The organism is Alphaproteobacteria bacterium LSUCC0684, from assembly GCA_041228335.1.
Classification (GTDB): Bacteria; Pseudomonadota; Alphaproteobacteria; order Puniceispirillales; family UBA1172.
The window spans coordinates 2,582,686-2,604,434 of sequence record CP166130.1 but is presented as its reverse complement, the minus strand read 5'-3'; the positions used below and the strand labels follow the sequence as shown (position 1 = coordinate 2,604,434).

The window sequence follows — 21,749 nt, the reverse complement described above, 5'->3', positions numbered from 1 at the left end:
CCGGAGGGGCTAGGCAAATGTTCACTCAGACTACGTTAAGTTCAACCGTTGTATCGCCAATATTGTCCTTGAGCATGCCGGTAAAATCTTCAAGCACGACAAGTATCTCCGTCAGCGCCTGATCGGTATAGATGACCGTATCCTTGACATTGGCATCGTTTGTCGTCTCGCGGGTCACAACAGCGTTCCTCTGATCGAGCCAGATACTTCTTATCTCCGCAAGGAAGGTGAGCCCGTCCTTATCTGAAAGACTGAAGTCCGTGATGACATTCGCGTCAGCAATTGCCGTTGCGACAGAGGTGATTACAAACTGATCGGCTCCGCTGCCGCCGGTAAGGACATTCCGCCCACCATCGCCATAAAGGTGATCATGGCCGGCATCTCCGTAAAGTATATCATCACCGGCATCACCAAAAAGCGCATCGCTTGAGTTGCCGCCATTGAGCGTATCGTCACCTGCCCCGCCGAAGAGATCGTCCTTGCCATTGCCCCCGTAAAGCGTGTCATTGCCGTCATAGCCGCGAATTCTGTTTTCCCTGCCATCACCGGTGAGCGTATCGTCCATATTCGAGCCGTAGAGATGCTCTATGCTCTTAAGCCGGTCACCCGCCGCATGGCCGCCACTATGCCCAACAATGTAATCGTCCTTGTCCTTTGTTCCGGCAAGGTTGACGGTTACGCCTTCGCTGGAGTGATAATAGCTGACATAGTCAACACCACCGCCACCATCAAGGTCATCCGCCCCGTCACCACCGTTGAGCCAATCTACCCCGTCAAGTCCTTTCAGGGTATCATCTCCACTAAGGCCATAGATCCAGTTTTCCCCGTCATCACCGGTGAGTTTATCGTCATAGATGGAACCTTCGAGACTCTCGATATGCTGGAGCTGGTCTCCTTGTGCGGTACCACCGGTATGACCTGTGCTGAACCCGGCTGCATCCTTTTCTTCTAGTGAGACCGTCACGCCCTCATCTGAGTTGATATAGCTTGCGCCGTCGATACCTTCTCCCCCCAGTATCCAGTCCGCGCCAGCACCGCCTATGATCCAGTCATCACCATCCAGACCACTGATGGTATCGTCGCCATTCAGCCCCCAAAGGATGTTGTCTTCATTCGACCCGGTCAGCGTATCCACGAAGTTGGAACCGCTTAGTCTTTCAATGTTTTTGAGCCGATCGCCTGCCGCTTCACCTCCCGGGATGGTGTTGCTGTGGCCAACAAGATATCCATCCGCATCCATCGTGATCTTGAGAGTTTCTGAAACGGAAAGACTGACTACAACCCCGCTGGCCGATCTCTGGTAGCTCACTTCGTCAACACCGTCACCCCCATCGAGAGTATCCGCACCGACCCCGCCCTCAAGATAGTCATCACCACCAAGTCCCCATAAGGTGTTGGCGACGTTACTCCCGATCAGGATATCATCCATATCCGAGCCATAGAGATTCTCTATGCTCTTGAGCCGGTCACGCTCCGCCGCTCCCCCTTCGTTGTTGTAGGCAAACCCATCCACATCCAACTCGTCAAGCCGGATCGTCACCCCACTTTTGGAAAGGATATAGGAGGCCGTATCAACACCGCCTCTGCCATTGATTATATCGGCACCGTCCCCGCCATTGATGACATTGTCCTCCGCATTGCCTGAAAGAAGGTCATCATGGGCGGAGCCCGCAAGATTCTCAATTCCTTTCAACCTGTCGCCTTGCGCTTCACCGCCTTGATGGCCAATTGTATATCCGTCCGCATCCACTGGTCCTGCCAGATCAACCGTTACCGCTTCAGTCGAATGCCAGTAGATCGACATGTCGTTGCCTGCGCCGCCGTCAATGACATCCGCGCCAGCACCGCCATTTATCCGGTTGATACCGGCGTCGCCGGTCAGCCTGTCATCAAAATCAGATCCCCAGATACGTTCAATGCCGCGCAGCCGGTCGCCCGCCGCATCACCACCCTCATGACCGATGATATATCCTTCGCTGTCTTCGGGACCATTGAGCGATACCGTGACTCCGGCAGGCGAGTTCGTATAACGAACATAATCCTGGCCCTCGCCGCCATCGATCACATCCGCCCCGCCACCTCCTTCAAGATGATCAGACCCTTCGCCACCGTTGAGTGTATTTACCCTGTCATCACCTTCAAGCGTATCGTCATACCTTGTACCGATAATGCCCTCAATGCGGATGAGCCGGTCGCCTGCCGCATCACCCCCACTATGCCCCACCGCAAATCCATCACCATCTATCATCTCCCCGAGCGAAACCGTCACCCCTTCAGGAGAAGAATGATAAGATGCAATGTCATAACCTTCCCCGCCATCTAGATCATCACCGCCAGCACCGCCGATCAACGTGTTGTCCCCGTCATCACCGGTGAGCTTGTCATCAAATGTTGATCCTTCAACCCCTTCAATGCGAATGAGCCGGTCACCCGCCGCATCTCCCCCACTATGCCCTACCGCAAACCCATCTCCATCTATCGTCTCGCCGAGCGAAACCGTCACCCCTTCAGGAGATGAATGATAAGATGCAATGTCATGGCCAGCCCCGCCATCAAGATCATCACCGCCTGCCCCGCCAATCAACGTGTTGTCCCCGTCATCACCGGTGAGCTTGTCATCAAATGATGATCCTTCAATCTCCTCAATCCGGATGAGCCGGTCGCCTGCCGCATCACCCCCACTATGCCCTACCGCAAATCCTTCTCCATCTATCGTCTCGCCGAGCGAAACCGTCACCCCTTCAGGAGAAGAGTGATAAGATGCCGTATCATGACCTTCCCCGCCATCAAGGATATTGGCCAAGGCATTGCTGGTGAGCGTATCGTCTCCGAGCCCGCCTTTCGCGTTTTCAATATCCACCCCAAGCGCAATTGCCACCAGACCGGAGCCGCTTGAAAATCCATTTCGAATGCCGAGAAGAGGGCTTTCAGGTCCGGTTACCTCACCAAAACTGCTGAAACTGCCTGCATTGAGATTGATACGCGCTGAAGTTATCCCAGCTTCCCAGGAAATCGTATCCTCCCCGCCCGTGTCCCAGATTGTTTCATGCAGAACATCACGTTCATGAAGATTGTAGACAGTATCGTCTCTGGCCCATGTCTCATTCGTGCCATAGACATATTGCAATGCGGCGATATCGTTGATCATCAAGGTGGTCGGCCCATGGGTCCTGTTGCTGATGTATTTGTCGACCGAATCATTCCAGGCTTCGTTATACGCCATGATGGTATAGCTTCTGGTATTGTGCTCATGCCCGAGCAGACGAAGCTGCCTGCCGCCATAAGTGTCCTGACTATGGGTATACCCCAGCGCGTGGCCTACTTCATGAAGGATAGCGATGGTATGGTAACTGCCATCTAAAAGATTATCATCTTTATTGAATGCCGCGTCATCGCCATTGAGCCAGACATTGCCAGCATTAAAACCGGTACCTGGCAGCCAGGCAAAGGCCACTTTCGTGTTTTCATCTTCACTGACACCAATACGAAGCGTGTTTTTCTTGTCATCTTGAACTTCAGTAAAAGTGAGTAGTGAGACCTGCTCGAACAAGGCCAGACTTTCACGGACTTTTTCTTTCAGCGCGTCCGAAGGGACGTGTAACGTATCAGGCGTTAAAACCCCGCTATCTGGTGTCTGATCCTTATCAAAAAAACTGTAGGTGATCTCCACCCCTTTGCCTTGGGTATCCGTCCAGTAATATCCATCGTCAATAATCCACTTGATTCTGGGATCATCGGTTGTGTCCTTCAGATACGGGTTGGCTTCACTCTTGTCGTCGTTCCGCTCTGCGGGTTCAATCTCGTTTTCAATGCCCACAAAATAGTCAGCAGTCTTGAGTATCGCCACGCCATCGGTTCGACCTTGCATGGTAACGATCAGATCAATGCCGTTATCCTGCTCGTAATCAAACTTTTCCCCTGCTTTCAGCCAAAGCGCGTAGCCATTGGTCATATCCCCGCGTACTTCAAAACGACTGTCGGAAACAAACTCCATCAGCTCTCCCGGTGTCGCATCATTGGTGATGTTGATTTCGGCCATTTTCAGTGCCGTGGTTGAAGAAGTTTCAGATAGTGTTGAAGCCACTTCCTCAAGCTCGATACCAAAGGTAATATCCGTCACATTCAGGGTAAAGGTCTGTGCTGCTGGGGCACTCCCTGATCCGCTCACGCTCGGCGTGATGGTGACCGCATGGCTGGTGGCCGTCTCATAGTCCAGCGACACCCCCGCTTTCAGCCACAACTCCCTGACCCCGACGGTGTCACTGTCACGGATCTCGAATAGCGTTGTATCATCCACCACCGCCGTGTTCGTGCCCAACCCGTCATCCGTGAAACTGATATCTGCAAGTTTCCGCGCGGTGGTCACCCCCTCCGCGAGGGTCAATGTGCTCGCGCCCAGGGTCATCGCGCTCGGCGCTTCATCCACATTTGTCACCGTTACCGTCACCGCCGCCGTCTGGGTACCCTTGCCTGACGTTGCTGGCACCGCCTCCACCGTCAGATCATAGCTCGTGGTTGCCCCTTCGAAATCCTCACCTGAACCTGCATAGCTGATATCACCTGTGCTCGCATCAATCCGGAAATCCCCGGCACTATCCGTCCCGTCAGCAAACCGATAGGTGAGCGGGTTGTCCCCGGTATCCTCTTCACTCGCCGTGACTGTCCCGACCACAACTGCCCTGCCCCCACCTCTACCGTCCTCGTTCTCCGCAAGCGTGAACACATAGGAGGCCGCATCAAACACCGGAAGCTCATCCACATCTGTCACATTCAGGGTGAAGGTCTGTGGGGCTGGTGCGCTTCCCGTTCCGCTCACGCTCGGTGTGATGGTGACCACATGGGTGGTGGCAGTCTCATAGTCTAGCGACACCCCCGCTTTCAGCCACAATTGCGTGCCGCTCCGCATTTCGAACAGCACCTTCCCGCCAACTTCGACCGTATTGACCGTCGCCGTATTCGTGCCAAGTGCATCATCCTCAAAAGTGATATCCGCAAGCTGCTGTGCCGTGGTCACCACATCTTCATCTAGTGTTATTGAACGTGCTGAAAGCACCATATCCGATGGTTTGTCATCCAGATCTTTCTTGAGGTCTGAAACCAGATTTCTTTCGCCCTTTGCCAGTATGCCTGCAACTTGCTCGGCTGCCATACGAACCTTGGCATGACCTGCAACCTCTTGTGCTTGAGATGAATAGGGATTGAATTTGGTGACATCAATAGTCTCAGGAATACCCAACTCGTCAAACAGGAGCCCTGTCTCATCCCTAGCCACTATCAGTAATTCGGTCAGAGGGGAGATAACCGTGCTTCCCGGAGGAGCACGCCAGGTCCCTTCTACCTGGAAATCACCATTTGTATCACCTATATCTGTTGCACCATTTAGTACGGCAATGAGAGGACTTTTTGCGTGTTCTTCAGGAACATGGCCCGAAAACTGCCCGTTTCCATCCGTAGTACCGATGAGGATATCCGATTCACTTTCCCGCCCGTTATTATCCACATCAAGAAAAACACGTGCTCCGACAATCGGTCCATCATAAACAACACCTTCCTTGATTAGGGTCGGCCTTCGGCTTCCGCCGCCGCCACCGCCACCACCGCCGCAAGCCGTGAGCGCAAACCCCGCCATCGTCCATAGCATAGTGGTGGAATACAACTGTTTTTTGAGATCAAGGCTACGCGCGGGATCCGGGAAGAGAGAAGATAACTGATGGAAGCTTGAAAATGCCATCCGCGCGCTCCTTATGGCAATGAATTTCAATCAACCATAAGGGAAAACAGTAAAAATGACGGGCTGATCATCTGCCATCATCATTGAATAACGCCCATGTCTTGTCAAGAAGAGCACAAAAAAGGCCTGACAATGTCAGGCCTTGATCACATGAAAATAAAGTGGTTTCTAGAGCGCGGCGATTACGTCTTTGAGGAAATCTGCTTCCGCCTCATTGCCCGCTTCTTGAGCTGCCTGAAGTTTTGTCTCGAGTTCAGCCTTGCGGCTTGAATCAAGAGCTTCGGCGCGCTCGGCAAGAATAGTGCAACGGTCTTCGGCCACATCTGCAATGCCACCATCAACCATGATACGCTCGGTAACCTGGCCATTATCATGAACCTCGACCACCCCGCGCTGAAGCGTGGAGATCAATGGCGCATGCCGTGGCAGAACACCAAAAAGCCCCTCTACTCCGGGAGCGACAACCATCCCCGCGTCCCGAGACATCATGACCCGGGACGGGGTTACCAGTTCAAATGCTGTTGTATCAGCCATAGGTTCATCCTATCCTGCCTGCCGCATGCCTCAAGCAGCTTCTGCAGACATTTTCTTGCCTTTTTCGATTGCTTCTTCAATGGTTCCAACCATGTAGAAAGCAGCTTCCGGCAGATCATCGTATTCACCTTCAACAATCCCCTTGAAGCCCTTGATGGTGTCTTCAAGCGAAACCAGTTTGCCAGGCGATCCGGTGAAGACTTCGGCAACATGGAATGGCTGCGACAGGAAGCGCTGGATCTTCCGGGCACGGGCCACGGTCTGCTTGTCTTCTTCAGAAAGTTCATCCATGCCAAGGATCGCAATAATGTCCTGAAGGGACTTGTACTGCTGAAGCGTGGCCTGCACTCGGCGGGCAACCTGATAGTGCTCTTCACCGACAACACGCGGGTCAAGCATCCGGGAAGTGGAGTCCAGCGGATCCACCGCAGGATAAATCCCAAGCTCGGCAATTTGACGCGACAGAACGGTGGTGGCGTCAAGATGGGCAAAAGATGTGGCCGGCGCCGGGTCAGTCAGGTCATCAGCCGGGACGTAAATTGCCTGCACCGACGTGATCGATCCCTTGCGGGTGGTGGTGATGCGTTCCTGCAGAGCACCCATATCTGTTGCAAGAGTAGGCTGATACCCCACCGCGGATGGAATCCGGCCCAGCAACGCCGACACTTCTGAACCTGCCTGGGTGAAGCGGAAGATATTATCAACGAAGAACAGCACGTCCTGGCCTTCTTCATCACGGAAATATTCTGCAAGCGTCAGCCCTGTCAGTGCAACGCGCGCGCGCGCACCGGGAGGTTCGTTCATCTGGCCATAGACAAGAGCGGCTTTCGAGCCTTCGCCATCAGGATTGATCACACCGGATTCAACCATTTCATGGAAAAGGTCATTTCCTTCACGTGTACGCTCACCAACGCCGGCAAAGACCGAATACCCACCATGGGCCTTGGCCACGTTGTTGATCAACTCCATGATGAGAACTGTTTTGCCAACACCGGCACCGCCAAAAAGACCGATCTTGCCACCTTTTGCGTAGGGCGCGAGAAGGTCGACAACCTTGATCCCGGTAACCAGAATTTCAGCTTCGGTGGACTGGTCAACATAATCCGGAGCAGGGCGGTGAATAGCATAGGTTTTCTTGGACTTGACGGGCGCCCGCTCATCCACCGGCTCACCAACCACATTAAGGATTCGGCCAAGTGTTTCGGGGCCAACCGGCACGGTGATCGGCGCGCCGGTATCAACCGCTTCCTGGCCTCTTACGAGCCCTTCGGTTGAGTCCATCGCAATACAGCGAACACCTTGTTCACCCAGATGCTGGGCAACTTCAAGCACCAGCCTCTGTCCGTTGTTATCAACCTCAACGGCGTTCAGGATGGGCGGAAGATCGCCATCAAATTCAAGATCGACGACCGCGCCGATGATCTGGGTAATTTTACCGTTTGCATTCTTGGCCATGGTTTTTTTACTCCGTGCTTAGGGGCGGCTTACAGCGCTTCTGCCCCGGAAATAATTTCAATAAGTTCAGTGGTGATGGCAGCCTGACGACTACGGTTATATTCCATGGTCAGGCGATCAATAAGATCCCCGGCATTGCGAGTAGCATTATCCATCGCTGTCATCCGTGCCGCCAGCTCACTTGCGGAAGATTCAAGCAACGCGGCGTAGATCTGGGTGGAAAGTGCCCGCGGCAGAAGATCGGCCAGCACCGATGCTTCATCCGGTTCATATTCATTCGGGGCAACAGCACCTGTTTCAGTATCATCTTCAGCCACATCCTCGACCTCAGCCGGCACGAGAGACGTGAAGGTAACTTCCTGTGAAATCGCCGAAACAAACTTGTTAAAGACGATGGAGCAGGTATCGGCTGAACCGTCTTCAATCATCCCCTGGATGTGTTGGCTTATCCGGTCTGCATCGCTGAAGGAAACGGCTGTTCCCTGGATGCCTTCAAGCGTATCAACGAAGAGATCGGAAAATTCGCGCCGCAGTGCATCAGCGGCCTTCCGCCCAACCATCAGAAGGCGGATAGTCTTGCCTTCATTTCGAACGCGATCAATTTCACGCCGGGTTGCGCGGATAATGCCGCCGTTAAAGCCGCCGCAAAGTCCGCGATCGGCGGAGACTACCACAACAAGGTGTTGAGCATCCCGCCCGGTACCCACCAGAAGAGTCGGGCCCGAATTTGAATCGGTCTTGGCAGCAAGCGAGGCAATCATGCTACGCATACGGCTGGAATAGGGCCGGGCCTGTTCGGCATTATCCTGGGCACGACGCAGTTTTGCCGCCGCAACCATCTTCATGGCAGAGGTGATTTTCTGCGTTGATTTAACGCTCTTGATCCGGTTTTTCAGATCCTTGAGGTTCGACATGACTTACGTCTCCAACAGGACCAAGGCCTAGGCGAAAGCCTTGGCATATCCGTCAAGTTCGGCCGTCAGTTTCTCACGGGTTTCATCAGAAATTGCCTTTTCCTCCCGTATCGTTGCCAGCAGCGCGCTACCAGCAGAGCGCATATGATCCAAGAGGCCGCTCTCGAACCGCTCAACATCAGCAAGGGGAATAGTATCCAGATACCCGTTCACCCCGGCAAAAATCGAAATCACCTGTTCTTCAACCGGCATCGGGCTGTACTGGGGCTGCTTAAGTAGCTCTGTCAGGCGTGAGCCGCGATCAAGCAGTTTCCGTGTTGCCGCATCCATGTCAGAGGCAAACTGCGCGAAGGCTGCCATTTCACGATATTGAGCCAGTTCCAGTTTGATGGTGCCGGCCACTTGCTTCATCGCCTTGATCTGAGCGGCGGAGCCAACTCGGCTCACCGAAAGCCCGACGTTCACCGCAGGACGAATACCTTGATAGAATAATTCGGTTTCAAGGAAGATCTGGCCATCGGTGATTGAAATCACGTTGGTCGGAATAAAAGCCGACACGTCACCACCCTGTGTTTCGATCACGGGCAGGGCTGTCAGGGAACCTGCGCCATTTTCATCATTCAGTTTTGCGGCCCGCTCCAGAAGACGGGAGTGAAGATAGAAAACGTCACCAGGATAGGCTTCACGGCCAGGCGGGCGGCGAAGCAGAAGAGACATCTGACGATACGCAACAGCCTGCTTGGAAAGATCGTCATAGACAATCACGGCATGCATACCGTTGTCGCGGAAATATTCACCCATCGCACAGGCGGTATAGGGCGCGAGAAACTGCAGCGGCGCCGGGTCAGATGCGGTTGCCGCAACGACGATGGAATAATCCATAGCGTCGTTTTCTTCGAGGGTACGAACGATCTGGGCCACGGTTGAACGCTTCTGGCCAACGGCAACATAGATGCAGAAGAGTTTCTTGCTGTCGTCCTTGCCTGCCGCATCATTAACACTTTTCTGGTTAAGGAAAGTATCAACCGCAATGGCGGTCTTGCCGGTCTGGCGGTCACCGATGATGAGCTCCCGCTGACCCCGGCCGATCGGAATCAGGCTGTCGATGGCCTTGAGGCCGGTCTGCATTGGCTCATGCACCGATTTCCGCGGCATGATGCCAGGTGCCTTGACTTCAACCCGGCGGCGTTCTCCACCCTTGATCGGGCCCTTGCCGTCAATCGGGTTGCCGAGACCATCAACCACACGCCCGAGCAATCCCTTGCCGGTAGGTACATCCACAATAGCACCTGTCCGTCGGACAATGTGGCCTTCCTGAATTGAACGGTCATCACCAAAAATCACGATACCGACATTGTCGCTTTCGAGGTTCAGGGCCATGCCCTTGATACCACCATCGAATTCCACCATTTCACCAGCGCGAACTTCATCAAGGCCATGCACACGGGCAATACCGTCACCGACGGAAAGTACCCGGCCAACCTCGGCCACTTCGGCTTCATTACCAAAATTGGCGATCTGTTCTTTAAGGATTGCTGAAATTTCAGCGGCGCGAATATCCATTACCCTACACCCTTCATGGTCATTTCAAGCCTGTTGAGCTTGGTTTTGATCGATGTATCTATCATGCGTGAACCCACACGGACAATGAGGCCGCCAATCAATGACGGATCCACCCGCATGGAAAGAGAAATCTTGTCACTGCCCGCAACTTTTGCCACGGCAGACTTCACCTCTTTCTCCAGCTTGCCGTCAAGCGACACAGCTGAAACGACTTCGGCAGAAACCTCACCGCGGCGGGCGGCAAGATCAGCCATAAAACGGTCGATGATGGCAGGCAGGGCAAAAAGTCGTCCATTTTCCGCAACAACACCGATAAATTTCTGAACGAGATCATCTGCCCCAGCCTTTTCAAGCACGGCCGTCATGGCCCTAGATTGATCATCACGGGCAATCGCCGGGGATGAAACAAGACGATAGAGATCTTCGGAAGATTTCAAAAGTTCGGAGAGAGCCGCAAGGTCATTGGCAACGGCGTCAACGCGGCCAGTCTCATCGGCGAGTTCAAACAACGCAGTAGCATAACGGCCAGTAAATCCAGCCAGATTTGATGACACGGATGACCTCCTGTGCAGTACCAGCAGACATACCCTTAAGGCAGTCTGTCACCGTGAAAACAACCTAGGTTAATGGGGTGCTATCACAGTCGATCCGGATAGGCAAGCCTTGAGAAACGGGAAAGCCTAAAGCGTGGCAAATTGCCCATTAAAAGCACCTCTTTTCTCCCTTCTCCCTCAGAAAAAATGATACGGGTCAACATCGATCTGGCAACGGACAGACCTTGGGAGATGCCGGGGTTCAAGCCATTCCCGCAGAATTGCCTGGATATCGACCTGACGTTCAGCCTTGACAAGAAACCGCATCCGGTAGCGTCCTCTCAGACGGGCAATGGGCGCCGGAGCCGGTCCCAGAATGGATACACCTTCATAAACCGGCCTGGTACGCCCAAGCTCGGCGGCTGATTCCTTGAGGTCCACCTCTGAGGCGCTCGTCAGAAGAAGACCGGCAAGCCGGCCATATGGCGGCATACCGGCCGCAGCTCGGGCTGACTTTTCCGCGTCGAGAAACATTGCTCTATCACGCCTCATCAGCGCCTGAAGCACCGGCGTGTCGGGCATATGTGTCTGAAGCAGAGCTTGTCCTTTATGCTCCGATCGTCCAGCCCGGCCAGCTACTTGCACAAGCAACTGCCATGTATGTTCCGCCGCTCTCAAATCTCCGCCAGCGAGTCCAAGATCTGCGTCAACCACACCAACCAGTGTCAGATCAGGGAAATGATGCCCTTTGGCAACCATTTGGGTGCCAATGATGATATCGACTTCACGATCCTCTACGGTCCGGATGAAATCCGCCAAGGCTGCTGGTGTTTTAACATGATCGCTCGATAGAATAGCCTGACGCGCTTCGGGAAACCGATGGCTGACTTCTTCGGCCAGACGTTCAACCCCAGGCCCGCAGGCTACCAGATGATCTGCCGTGCCGCAGGAAGGACAGCTATCCGGCTGGCGCATGCGATGACCACAATGATGACAACGCAAATCTCTGCTCTGGCGATGATCCACAAGCCAGGTCGCGCAGTTCGGGCAGGTGATTCGCTCCCCGCAGGTACGGCAGAGGGTAACAGGCGCGTAACCTCTCCGATTGAGAAAAAGTAGCGTCTGCTGCCCTTTCTCCAAGGTTTCAGCGATCGCTGAAACAAGCGGCGGGGCCAGCCAGGCCTGCCGTTCTGGCGGTGTTTTACGCATATCCACCAGTTTTAGTGTCGGCAGATCAGCCTGTCCGATGCGCGAGGAGAGGGTAAGTCTTTTGTAGCGGCCACGCTCAATATTGACTTCCGTCTCAAGCGATGGTGTTGCGGATGCCAGAATGATGGGTATCTGCTCAAATGATGCCCGCATCACCGCCATATCCCTTGCGTGATAGACAACCTGCTCATCCTGCTTGTAGCTCGGGTCATGTTCTTCGTCGACGACGATCAGACCCAGGTCCCGGAATGGCAGAAAGAGGGCAGACCGCGCCCCCACCACCACCATTGGGCCGCCTTCAGTTAGTCGGCGGAAGGCATCAACTCGCCTGGTTTCGGTCAAGCCGCTGTGCCACAAAACCGGTCTTGCGCCGAAACGTCGAGTGAAGCGATCTTCGGTTGCAGGTGAAAGTGCAATTTCAGGGAGAAGTATCAAAGCTTGCCGATCCTGCTTCAATACCGAGGCGATGGCGTCAAAATAGACTTCGGTTTTCCCTGAGCCAGTAATTCCATCCAGGACAAAAGGCGCATAGCCTCCTCTTGCTGTCGCCTCGCCAAGGGTCTCGGCGGCGGTTTTCTGCTCAGAATTTAGCGAGAGGCCAGCACGCTCAGGATCAGGTGGCGTGATATTATCGCTAACCATTGGCGCTTCAAGAAGAAGGCCTGCCTTGGCCATGGTGCGAATGGTGGATGGACTGACTCCAGCAAAATACGCCATATCAGTGGCGGTCATCGCCGGAAGGCCAAAAGCGGCTTCAAGCACCCTGTTACGGGCCGAACTGATATCATCACGCGGTGGGCAAGCGGTGACCCAACCCATTTGAGGGGGAAGATCATAAAGCCCCTTTGGAACAGGCAGAGCCATGCGCAATACCGCTCCCGGATGGGCCATGGTCCAGCTTGCCACCCGGCCTAGCCAGTCCAAAAAAGCAGGCGAGAGCGGCGGCAGATCCGCCCAGTGAAGTATAGGACGCAACTTGGGTTTGGTATCTTCTGGGGCCATCTCCTGGCCCTGACCATCGGTGGGGCCAAGCACCACACCCGGGATTTGCCTTGATCCAAGCGGGACAATTACCACCTGACCTCTTGGTGGCACGTCATCTTCGGCAAGGTAATCCAGCACACCATTGCCTATGGGTACAGGCGTTGCAAGCCAGACGCGGATGGAGTAGGGCGGCTTTCTGTCTGTTTCCGAATCACTAAATGAAACTGTCACCGTCAAGATGTGTATCCTTTTGCTTCTTTGCCACCACACTTGGCAATGATCCGGCTGGAGAAAATCAGGATTATCACGTATAGTTATTCCATTGTATTTTTCTACGGGAATATCCTACCCTTGCCCGTGCCCAAGATGCTACCCATAACCTCGAGGCTTTATAGATGAAACTGTTTCTTGATACCGCCAATCTCGATGATATCCGTGCCCTAGCCGATACCGGTCTGATTGATGGCGTTACCACAAACCCGTCGCTTATCGCCAAATCCGGCCGCGACATGGGTGAGACCATTGCTGAAATCTGCGCTATGGTGGATGGTCCTGTCAGCGCTGAAGTCACGGCAACCGACCCTGAGAAGATGCTGGCCGAAGGCCGCAAACTTTCTGCCATCGCTGAAAATGTCGCCGTCAAAGTGCCGCTTACACCCGCAGGCCTTGCCACGTGCAAGGCACTTTCTGATGACGGGATCATGGTTAACGTGACGTTGTGTTTCTCTCCGGCCCAGGCCATGCTGGCAGCCAAAGCAGGAGCTCGTTTTATTTCCCCTTTCATCGGCCGTCTCGATGATCTGGGACAGGATGGCATGGGGCTGATCGAAGAAATTGTTACTATCTATGCCAATTACGATTTTGCCACCGAAGTGCTGGTTGCTTCGGTACGCGGTGTTCAGCATGTTGTTGACGCCGCCCTGATCGGTGCTGACGTAGCAACGGTCCCACCATCGGTTATTCACGCCATGTACAAGCATCCCATGACCGACAAAGGACTAGAAGCCTTTCTTGCAGACTGGGAGAAAACCGGACAGAGCATTCTCTGATCCATATTGCCAGAGCAGCCATGACAGACCCAAGATTCAGTGACCAGGAGATAAGGCGGTTCCTTGATAATAACCCCGAATACCTTCTTGAATCCGGCATCATGGATGCATTGGCAGGCCCGCATGGAAGTTCAGGGCAGGTGGTGGATCTGAGCCAGGTTGTACTTAACCGGGCAAGGGATGTGATGCGCCGGACACGTGCCGCCGGCCGTAGCATGGTTAACATCACGGCTGAAAACCAGATTATCCAGGGGCGAGTTCACCATGCCTGTTGTCTTCTGATAGCAGCGCGCAGTTCGGAGGAAATTGCCCGCCTGATCCTTGACAGTTTTCCTGACATTCTCGATACAGCTGCCGCTACGTTGATTGTGCCTGATACATCCCCCCTCGCTCAATGCCCTTATGTCCTGTCTCTTGACGGCGGCTATATAGCTAGACTGACCGGCGGCGCGCGTTTCAGCCTTGGAAGGCCGGTCGGCCTTCAGGGTGAAATTTTCCGCCAGCAGCTGAAATCACCACCAGCAAGCATAGCCGTTGCCGCCTTACCGACCATCCTGCCCAGGGAGGATGTGAGACATGGCGATGCGAGCGGCGATCTTACCCATGGATCGCTTCTTGCACTTGCGGGTAAGGACGAACACAGTTTCACCGAAGGTCACGGAACAGACCTGCTTGAATTTACCGTTCGGATGATTGCCATCGGTCTGCTTGCCCGGGGAGTGCAGGGATGATCGACGCAAGGCGTCACTGGTTGAACTGGCTGACCCACGAAAAACGCTATCCTTCCAACACGCTGGATGCTTATCGCCGGGACTTGGATAACTGGTTTGATTATCTGCAGAAACACCAGCTCCGCAGCGAGGAAATCAGCAAGGCGGAATTCCGGGGTTATCTTGCCGAACTTGCCCGCCAGAAACTGGCACGAACAACGATTGCCCGCCGGGTTTCCGCCATTCGCAGTTTTTACCGGTATGGCAGCCGTTCCGGGCTGTATCCTGCCGCGGAAATCACATTCATGAAATCCCCCAGGCTTCCAGCCACCATTCCCAAAACTGTCAGTCAAGACGAAGCGGCCGGTTTATTGCACGCCATTCGCAGTCTAGATGCACCGGACTGGGTAAAAACCCGGGATGTTGCTGTTCTAAGCCTTCTTTATGGTTGCGGATTGAGGTTATCGGAGGCACTGGCATTGCGGCGGCGCGATGCGCCACTCGGTGCCTGGCTCAGAATAGAGGGCAAGGGGGGAAAATCACGCGATATTCCAGTGATTGATGCTGTCCGTTTTGCTGTTGATGCCTGGCTTGCGGTGAGCCCCTTTGATCCGGGGCCGGATGGGCCGCTTTTTGTTTCAAGCCGGGGCGGTCCCCTCAACGCCAGATCGATCCAGCGTCTGATGGAAAAACTTCGCCATCACCTCGGTCTTGATAAGACCGCAACACCCCATGCCCTTCGTCATGCGTTTGCAACGCACCTTCTGGCAGGGGGTGGAGATCTGAGGGCAATTCAATCCCTTCTTGGCCATGCCAGCCTCTCTACCACCCAGCGCTATACCGCCATTGATAGCGGGCATATTGAAGACGTTCATGCCAACACTCATCCAAGAGCGGCCCGGAGGTAACGGGGGTCTCTTTCCCATACTTCACTGGACATGGGTGGGGAAACAAACGATATTAAAGATGCGGATCAATCATTTCAGGAAACGCGCATGTCCATCCCACTCATCGCCTGGCTCTGGCTGACACTGGCGATTGTCGGCGAGATTATCGGCACGGTATCGCTAAAGGCCTCGAAAGAGTTTTCCGTGCTTCTTCCATCGCTGTTGATACCCGTCGGCTACGGTATTTCCTTCTATTTCATGATCCTGACCATGCGCCATGTTCCTGTTGCCGTGACTTATGCCTTCTGGTCAGCGTTGGGAATTGTATTTATCACCCTTATCTCGATCATCCGGTTCAACGAGAAACCTGATCTGCCGGCGATCATCGGCATTACCCTCATTATTGCCGGCGTTGTGCTGATCACCCTTTTCTCAAAGATGCGGGCAAGCTAGAAGATCAACGCTGCCGGTTTCAGATATGTATGGCGCGGCCGTCGACGGCAAGAGCGGCTTCCTTCACCGCTTCGTTCAATGTCGGGTGACCATGACATGTCCGGGCGATATCTTCACTAGAAGCTCCAAACGCCATGGCGGTGGCGCATTCATGAATGACCGTCCCAGCCTCATGGCCTATAATATGAACGCCGAGCACTTTATCGGTGGCTTTATCAGCCAGAATCTTTACGAAACCTTCGCCATGGCCGACGGCCCGGGCGCGACTGTTCGCCTGCAAGGGGAATACGCCCTTATTGTAGGCAATGCCAGCCTCTTTAAGCTGATCCTCGCTTTTGCCAAGGGTGGCAATTTCCGGCGCAGTATAAACAATACCGGGGACATGATCGTAATCCACATGTCCGGCGAGACCTGCCATAATCTCAACGGCAGCAACACCATCTTCTTCTGCTTTATGGGCCAACATCGGCCCGGGGATAACGTCACCGATGGCAAAAATACCTGGGATGACCGTTTCAAAATCTTCATCAACAGGAATGCGCCCACGATCATCGAGGAGAAGCCCGATCTCTTCAAGGCCAAGTCCTTCGGTATTCGGTTTCCGGCCCACCGCAACCAGCACGATATCAGCGGTGAGTTTCTCCCGGTCACCACCTTCCGCAGGCTCGATATCCAGCACGACACCCGATTTGTTCGCTTTCGCTGCCTTGACAGCGGTAGAAAGACGGAAGGATATGCCCTGCTTTTCCAGAATTGTCTTGAATTTGCGAGCAAGTTCACTGTCCATTCCCGGCAGAATACGCGGCAGATACTCCACCACCTCGACTTCAGCCCCAAGCCGCCGCCACACCGTTCCCATCTCAAGGCCAATGTAACCAGCACCGATCAGGACCAGCTTTTTCGGCACAGACGTCAGTTCCAGTGCCCCTGTTGAAGAGACGATCTTCTTCTCATCGATCACCACATCGGGCAGGCTCGAAGGCTCGGAGCCGGTAGCAATCAGTATCCGTTCTGTTTTCAGCATCTCGGTCTTGTCACCGCGAGTTACCTTGACCTCACCCGGAGCGGTGATGGTGGCAAGGCCCTCAATCCGGGTGATCTTGTTCTTGCGGAAAAGATGATCTATTCCCGTGGTCAGACTGCTCACCACGTCATCCTTGGACTTCATCATGGCCGCAAGATCAAGCTTGGGCCGACCGAGGGTGATGCCATATTTTTCAAGCCCGCCCGAGGCGATTTCGGCGTATTTTTCCGATGAATTGAGTAGCGCCTTCGAGGGGATGCAGCCAACATTGAGACATGTCCCGCCAAGCGTCGCGCGTTTTTCAACGACAATAACCTTCATCCCGAGTTGGGCTGCCCTGATGGCGGCAACATAGCCGCCTGGACCAGCACCGATGACAATGAGATCAGCAGGGGATGAGATTGCCATGACGGCACTCCTTATCGTTTTAGTTTACAGACCAAGCAGCAACCGTCTTGGATCCTCAATCATCGATTTGATGCGCACGAGGAAGGATACCGCCTCTCGGCCATCGATAATCCGGTGATCATAGGAAAGGGCAAGATACATCATGGGACGGATCACAATTTCATCTCCTGATTTACCGCTGATGACCACGGCACGTTTCTGGATATTATGCATGCCGAGAATCCCGCTTTGTGGCAGGTTCAGAATAGGGGTTGACATCATCGATCCATATACGCCCCCATTGGAAATGGTGAAGGTCCCGCCCGACATGTCATCCATGCTGAGCTGGCCATCCTTGGCCTTTTTGCCAAAGGCGTTGATGGTCGCTTCGGTTTCAGCAAAACTCATGGCATCGGCATCTTTGAGGACCGGCACCACGAGTCCCTGCGATGTGCCGACGGCCACCCCGATATTATAGAAATTCTTATAGATGATATCATCGCCGTGAATCTCGGCATTGACGGCCGGAAACTCCTTAAGCGCTTCAATCGCGGCACGGACAAAAAAGGACATGAAACCGAGGCGAACCCCGTAGGTTTTCTCAAAATCATCCTTATATTCTGCACGCAACGCCATCACCGCACTCATATCCACCTCGTTGAAGGTGGTGAGCATGGCAGCCGAATTCTGGGCATCCTTGAGCCGCTGGGCAATGACCTTGCGCAGACGCGTCATTGGAACACGTTCCTCGCGGGCATCATCTACCCTTGGCCGCGGAGCAGATGGGGCGGCGGTGATCGTGGGGGCCGCAACAGACCCTGCCTTGGCAAGACCCTTTTCTATGGCCACCAGGACATCGCCCTTGGTCAGGCGGCCATCTTTACCTGTTGCCGGAATCAAAGCGGGATCAAGGTTGTTTTCTTCAACAAGACGGCGCACCGCCGGAGACAGCGTTACCGCCGAGGATGAAGCCTGAGCCTGTGCTGGGGCAGGTGACGGAGCAATAGTAGGGGCTGGCTTTTCAACTGCGGCAGGCGTTGGAGTTTTAACCGGAGCATCAGCCTTGGGCGGCGCCGAACTCACCACTGGTGCGGCACCTTCATCCATCAGAGCAAGGACAGCATTGAGCCCGACCGTTTCCCCGCTTGCCACCACCTGGCTGGAGAGCACACCTGCAGCGGGTGCTGGCACTTCAAGGGTAACCTTGTCGGTTTCGAGCTCAACGACGGGTTCATCCTGCGCGACGGCGTCACCGACATTTTTAAGCCAGCGCGCGACCGTAGCCTCGCTGACCGATTCGCCCAGTGATGGAACCTTGATTTCAATAGACATGCCTTGCCTCACTTACTGTGCCGCGAGATCCCTTGCGGCTGATCTGCTCATTCCGCGGCGCTATTTTTAACCGCGCTGGAAATATCAAGAGCCTGATTGACCAATGTTTCCTGTTCCTTCAAATGTCGGGACAGACTTCCGGTAGCCGGAGATGCAGCTTCCGCCCGGCCGATATATCGCGAACGTGTATGTGCTCCGCCGACCTCAATCATGACCTCTTCGATACGGCTTTCAACAAAGGACCATGCCCCCATGTTGCGGGGCTCTTCCTGGCACCAGATCACCTCGGCATCAGGTCGCTTCTCCAGAACGGATTTCAATGTACGATGCGGGAAAGGATAGATCTGTTCCATCCGTACAAGACTGATATCATTAATCCCAGCCTTTTCCCGTTGTTCGAGCAGATCGTAATATACCTTGCCGGAACACAGAACGATCCGTCGTGCCTTTGATGCAATCGATGGTGAATTTTCATCGATGATGCGATGAAAGCTCGTTCCTTCAAGAAGATCATCGACCCGGGATACACAAAGCCGGTGTCGAAGCAGGGATTTCGGCGTCATCACGATCAGTGGTTTACGGAAATCCCGTTTCAACTGTCGCCGCAGCACATGGAAGTAATTTGCCGGAGTCGTGCAGTTGACCACCTGCATATTGTCTTCGGCGCAAAGCTGCAGGTAGCGTTCCAGCCGGGCCGATGAATGCTCCGGCCCCTGACCTTCATGGCCATGCGGAAGGAGCATTACCAGCCCACTCATCCGCAGCCATTTCGCTTCACCGGAAGAAATGAACTGATCGACAATCACCTGCGCTCCATTGGCAAAATCACCAAACTGGGCTTCCCACATGACAAGTGCGTTCGGTTCAGCCTGACTGAAACCATATTCAAAACCCAGCACCGAAGCCTCGGACAAGGGAGAGTCGATCACTTCGAAACTGGCCTGATCCGGGCTGATATGATGCAGGGGCGTGTATCGATCGCCGCTTTCCTGATCTACAAATACAGCATGGCGCTGGGAGAAGGTGCCTCGACACGAATCCTGCCCTGACAGACGCACACCCTGACCTTCGAGGAGGAGGGTGCCGAAAGCCAGTTGTTCCGCGCATGCCCAGTCAATACCTTCACCGCTTTCTATGGCGCTTCGTCTTGCGTCGATAACGCGCTGGAGTTTGGAATGTATCTTGAGCCCTTCAGGGACGGTGGTCATCACCTTGGCTACCGTGTCGATGGCGGCACGGCTGACCGCGGTTGTCCCACGTCTGTCCTCTCCATGCGCGGCGCGGAAGCCTGACCATTGGCCTTCAAGCCAGTCAGCCTTGTTGGGCCGGTAGCTCGTCCCTGCCTCGAATTCCTCATTTAAATAGTTGAGGTTTTCGTCAACGACGGCTCGAGCCTCATCCTCGGTCATGATGCCTTCGCTGATCAGTTGCTCGGCATAGATCTGGCGGACGGTCTTATGTTCCTTGATCGTGCTGTACATGATCGGCTGGGTGAACGATGGCTCATCACCTTCGTTATGACCGAACCGTCGATAACAGATGAGATCAACAACCACATCGGTCTGGAACTGCTGTCGGAATTCGGTGGCGATACGGCAGACATGCACCACCGATTCCACATCATCGCAGTTGACATGGAAAATAGGTGACATGACCATCTTCGCAACATCGGTTGGATAGGGTGATGACCTTGAGAAGGACGGGTCGGTGGTAAAGCCGATCTGGTTATTGATGATCATATGGAGCGTGCCGCCCGTCCGGTAACCACGCAACGCCGAGAAGGCAAAGGTCTCGGCCACAATTCCCTGGCCGGCAAAGGCCGCATCGCCATGAATAATCAGGCTGAGGACTTCTTTTCTGATCTCGTCACCACGCTGATTCTGCTTGGCGCGCGTGCGGCCGATGGCTACCGGATTGACCACCTCCAGATGCGAGGGATTGGCATTGAGCGTCAGATGAACCTCATTGCCATCAAATTCGCGATCGGCGGAATTACCCATATGATATTTCACATCGCCAGAGCCGCCTGCTTCTTCCGGGTTGGCAGGGTTGCCGAGAAATTCAGAAATGATCGCACGGAAAGGCTTGGAAAGCACATTGTGGAGCACGTTAAGCCGGCCACGATGCGCCATGCCCACCACCACTTCCTTAAGTCCAAGCTGAGAGCCTCTTTTCAGGATCTGTTCAAGGGCAGGTATAACTGCCTCCCCGCCATCAAGTCCAAAGCGCTTGGTGCCGACATATTTCCTGTGAAGAAACTGCTCAAAATTTTCAGCCGAGACAAGCCGCTCGTAAATGGCCTTTTTCCCACGCTTTGTAAATTCGGTGTGGTTGCGAATACCCTCAATACGTTCCTGAATCCAGGCTTTCTGATCTGGATCCTGAATGTGCATGAATTCAACCCCGATTGTCCCGCAATATGTGTCATGCACAATCGAAAGGATCTCACGCAAAGTCGCAACTTCAAGCCCCAGGACATAGTTGATAAAGATCGGGCGGTCCATATCCGCATCCGTAAACCCGTAAGTAGTGGGGTCGAGTTCAGGATGATATGTTTTCTTGCCAAGATTGAGCGGGTCAAGATGGGCCTGTAGATGTCCCCTGATCCGATAGGCGCGGATCAACATGATCGCTCGGATCGAATCGAGGGTTGCCGCCCGGATATCCATCCCCAAGGTGCTGGGGATGGCCTTTTCTTTTACTGCCTCTTCAACACCGATGATGCGGTTGCCTTCACGCATCCAGCTTGGGCCATCGGCGCGGCCCTCACCAAGTTGTTCAAGACTGCTGAACCATGCTGCCCACTGGGCATCCACACTGTTTGGGTTTTGACGCCAGCGCTGCTGCAGCTCTGCGATAAAGACCGCATTGGCACCGGAAAGAAAATCCTGATCCGGTTGTTCACTGTCCATTACATACCCCCGCCCGTTAGGCGATCTTAGTATAGAAAGACTTGATGTGTTCCGACAAGTGTCTTCGCACTC

At 54.2% G+C, this 21,749-nt stretch carries 14 protein-coding genes; 4 read left to right on the top strand and 10 right to left on the bottom strand.

Features of this window, described 5'->3' with window-relative positions:
* Positions 1-25: 25 nt before the first annotated feature.
* From AB8880_12460 to AB8880_12430, 7 genes are all read right to left on the bottom strand, one after another.
* Positions 26-5,731, bottom strand: coding sequence for a M10 family metallopeptidase C-terminal domain-containing protein (locus AB8880_12460; protein ID XDZ65715.1), 5,706 nt, complete (start codon positions 5,729-5,731; stop codon positions 26-28).
* A gap of 168 nt (positions 5,732-5,899) precedes the next feature.
* Complete coding sequence (atpC, locus tag AB8880_12455; protein XDZ65714.1) at positions 5,900-6,265, bottom strand: ATP synthase F1 subunit epsilon; 366 nt, start codon at positions 6,263-6,265, stop codon at positions 5,900-5,902.
* A gap of 30 nt (positions 6,266-6,295) precedes the next feature.
* Positions 6,296-7,720: a F0F1 ATP synthase subunit beta gene (gene atpD, locus AB8880_12450; GenBank protein ID XDZ65713.1), complete on the bottom strand. Its 1,425-nt coding sequence runs from the start codon at positions 7,718-7,720 to the stop codon at positions 6,296-6,298.
* Between the two features lie 29 nt (positions 7,721-7,749).
* Positions 7,750-8,634 carry a F0F1 ATP synthase subunit gamma gene (locus AB8880_12445; protein XDZ65712.1) on the bottom strand — a complete coding sequence of 295 codons (885 nt, stop codon included), beginning with the start codon at positions 8,632-8,634 and terminating at the stop codon, positions 7,750-7,752.
* Between the two features lie 27 nt (positions 8,635-8,661).
* A complete protein-coding gene (atpA, locus tag AB8880_12440) occupies positions 8,662-10,197 on the bottom strand; it encodes a F0F1 ATP synthase subunit alpha (protein XDZ65711.1) in 1,536 nt (511 codons plus the stop codon).
* The gene (locus AB8880_12435; protein XDZ65710.1) at positions 10,197-10,751 is read right to left on the bottom strand and encodes a F0F1 ATP synthase subunit delta; all 555 of its coding nucleotides are present in this window, start codon (positions 10,749-10,751) and stop codon (positions 10,197-10,199) included. Before AB8880_12435 ends, atpA begins: the two co-directional genes overlap by 1 nt.
* A gap of 177 nt (positions 10,752-10,928) precedes the next feature.
* Positions 10,929-13,154: a primosomal protein N' gene (locus tag AB8880_12430; GenBank protein XDZ67070.1), complete on the bottom strand. Its 2,226-nt coding sequence runs from the start codon at positions 13,152-13,154 to the stop codon at positions 10,929-10,931.
* Positions 13,155-13,318: 164 nt separating this feature from the next.
* Between AB8880_12430 and fsa the strand changes: the two genes are divergently transcribed.
* From fsa to AB8880_12410, 4 genes are all read left to right on the top strand, one after another.
* The gene (gene fsa, locus AB8880_12425) at positions 13,319-13,972 is read left to right on the top strand and encodes a fructose-6-phosphate aldolase (protein ID XDZ65709.1); all 654 of its coding nucleotides are present in this window, start codon (positions 13,319-13,321) and stop codon (positions 13,970-13,972) included.
* 20 nt (positions 13,973-13,992) lie between these two features.
* Entirely contained in the window at positions 13,993-14,703 is a 711-nt protein-coding gene (locus AB8880_12420) for a DUF484 family protein (protein XDZ65708.1), read from the top strand.
* On the top strand, positions 14,700-15,590 hold the full coding sequence (locus AB8880_12415; GenBank protein ID XDZ65707.1) for a tyrosine recombinase XerC: 891 nt from the start codon (positions 14,700-14,702) through the stop codon (positions 15,588-15,590). The genes AB8880_12420 and AB8880_12415 overlap by 4 nt, the downstream gene beginning before the upstream one ends.
* Before the next feature lie 87 nt (positions 15,591-15,677).
* Positions 15,678-16,022 carry a multidrug efflux SMR transporter gene (locus AB8880_12410; GenBank protein ID XDZ65706.1) on the top strand — a complete coding sequence of 115 codons (345 nt, stop codon included), beginning with the start codon at positions 15,678-15,680 and terminating at the stop codon, positions 16,020-16,022.
* Between the two features lie 19 nt (positions 16,023-16,041).
* Here AB8880_12410 and lpdA read toward each other — a convergent pair whose 3' ends face one another.
* Genes lpdA through AB8880_12395 form a run of 3 tightly spaced genes read right to left on the bottom strand, consistent with a single transcriptional unit; the run spans position 16,042 to position 21,677 of the window.
* Entirely contained in the window at positions 16,042-17,454 is a 1,413-nt protein-coding gene (gene lpdA, locus AB8880_12405) for a dihydrolipoyl dehydrogenase (protein ID XDZ65705.1), read from the bottom strand.
* A gap of 24 nt (positions 17,455-17,478) precedes the next feature.
* A complete protein-coding gene (odhB, locus tag AB8880_12400) occupies positions 17,479-18,765 on the bottom strand; it encodes a 2-oxoglutarate dehydrogenase complex dihydrolipoyllysine-residue succinyltransferase (protein XDZ65704.1) in 1,287 nt (428 codons plus the stop codon).
* A gap of 47 nt (positions 18,766-18,812) precedes the next feature.
* The gene (locus AB8880_12395; GenBank protein XDZ65703.1) at positions 18,813-21,677 is read right to left on the bottom strand and encodes a 2-oxoglutarate dehydrogenase E1 component; all 2,865 of its coding nucleotides are present in this window, start codon (positions 21,675-21,677) and stop codon (positions 18,813-18,815) included.
* Positions 21,678-21,749 lie beyond the last annotated feature (72 nt).

Coding starts and splice junctions, on each gene's coding strand:
- AB8880_12460 (XDZ65715.1), bottom strand. CDS start 5,731: ATGGCATTTTCAAGCTTCCATCAGTTATCTTCTCTCTTCCCGGATCCC.
- atpC (XDZ65714.1), bottom strand. CDS start 6,265: ATGGCTGATACAACAGCATTTGAACTGGTAACCCCGTCCCGGGTCATG.
- atpD (XDZ65713.1), bottom strand. CDS start 7,720: ATGGCCAAGAATGCAAACGGTAAAATTACCCAGATCATCGGCGCGGTC.
- AB8880_12445 (XDZ65712.1), bottom strand. CDS start 8,634: ATGTCGAACCTCAAGGATCTGAAAAACCGGATCAAGAGCGTTAAATCA.
- atpA (XDZ65711.1), bottom strand. CDS start 10,197: ATGGATATTCGCGCCGCTGAAATTTCAGCAATCCTTAAAGAACAGATC.
- fsa (XDZ65709.1), top strand. CDS start 13,319: ATGAAACTGTTTCTTGATACCGCCAATCTCGATGATATCCGTGCCCTA.
- AB8880_12420 (XDZ65708.1), top strand. CDS start 13,993: ATGACAGACCCAAGATTCAGTGACCAGGAGATAAGGCGGTTCCTTGAT.
- AB8880_12415 (XDZ65707.1), top strand. CDS start 14,700: ATGATCGACGCAAGGCGTCACTGGTTGAACTGGCTGACCCACGAAAAA.
- AB8880_12410 (XDZ65706.1), top strand. CDS start 15,678: ATGTCCATCCCACTCATCGCCTGGCTCTGGCTGACACTGGCGATTGTC.
- lpdA (XDZ65705.1), bottom strand. CDS start 17,454: ATGGCAATCTCATCCCCTGCTGATCTCATTGTCATCGGTGCTGGTCCA.
- odhB (XDZ65704.1), bottom strand. CDS start 18,765: ATGTCTATTGAAATCAAGGTTCCATCACTGGGCGAATCGGTCAGCGAG.
- AB8880_12395 (XDZ65703.1), bottom strand. CDS start 21,677: ATGGACAGTGAACAACCGGATCAGGATTTTCTTTCCGGTGCCAATGCG.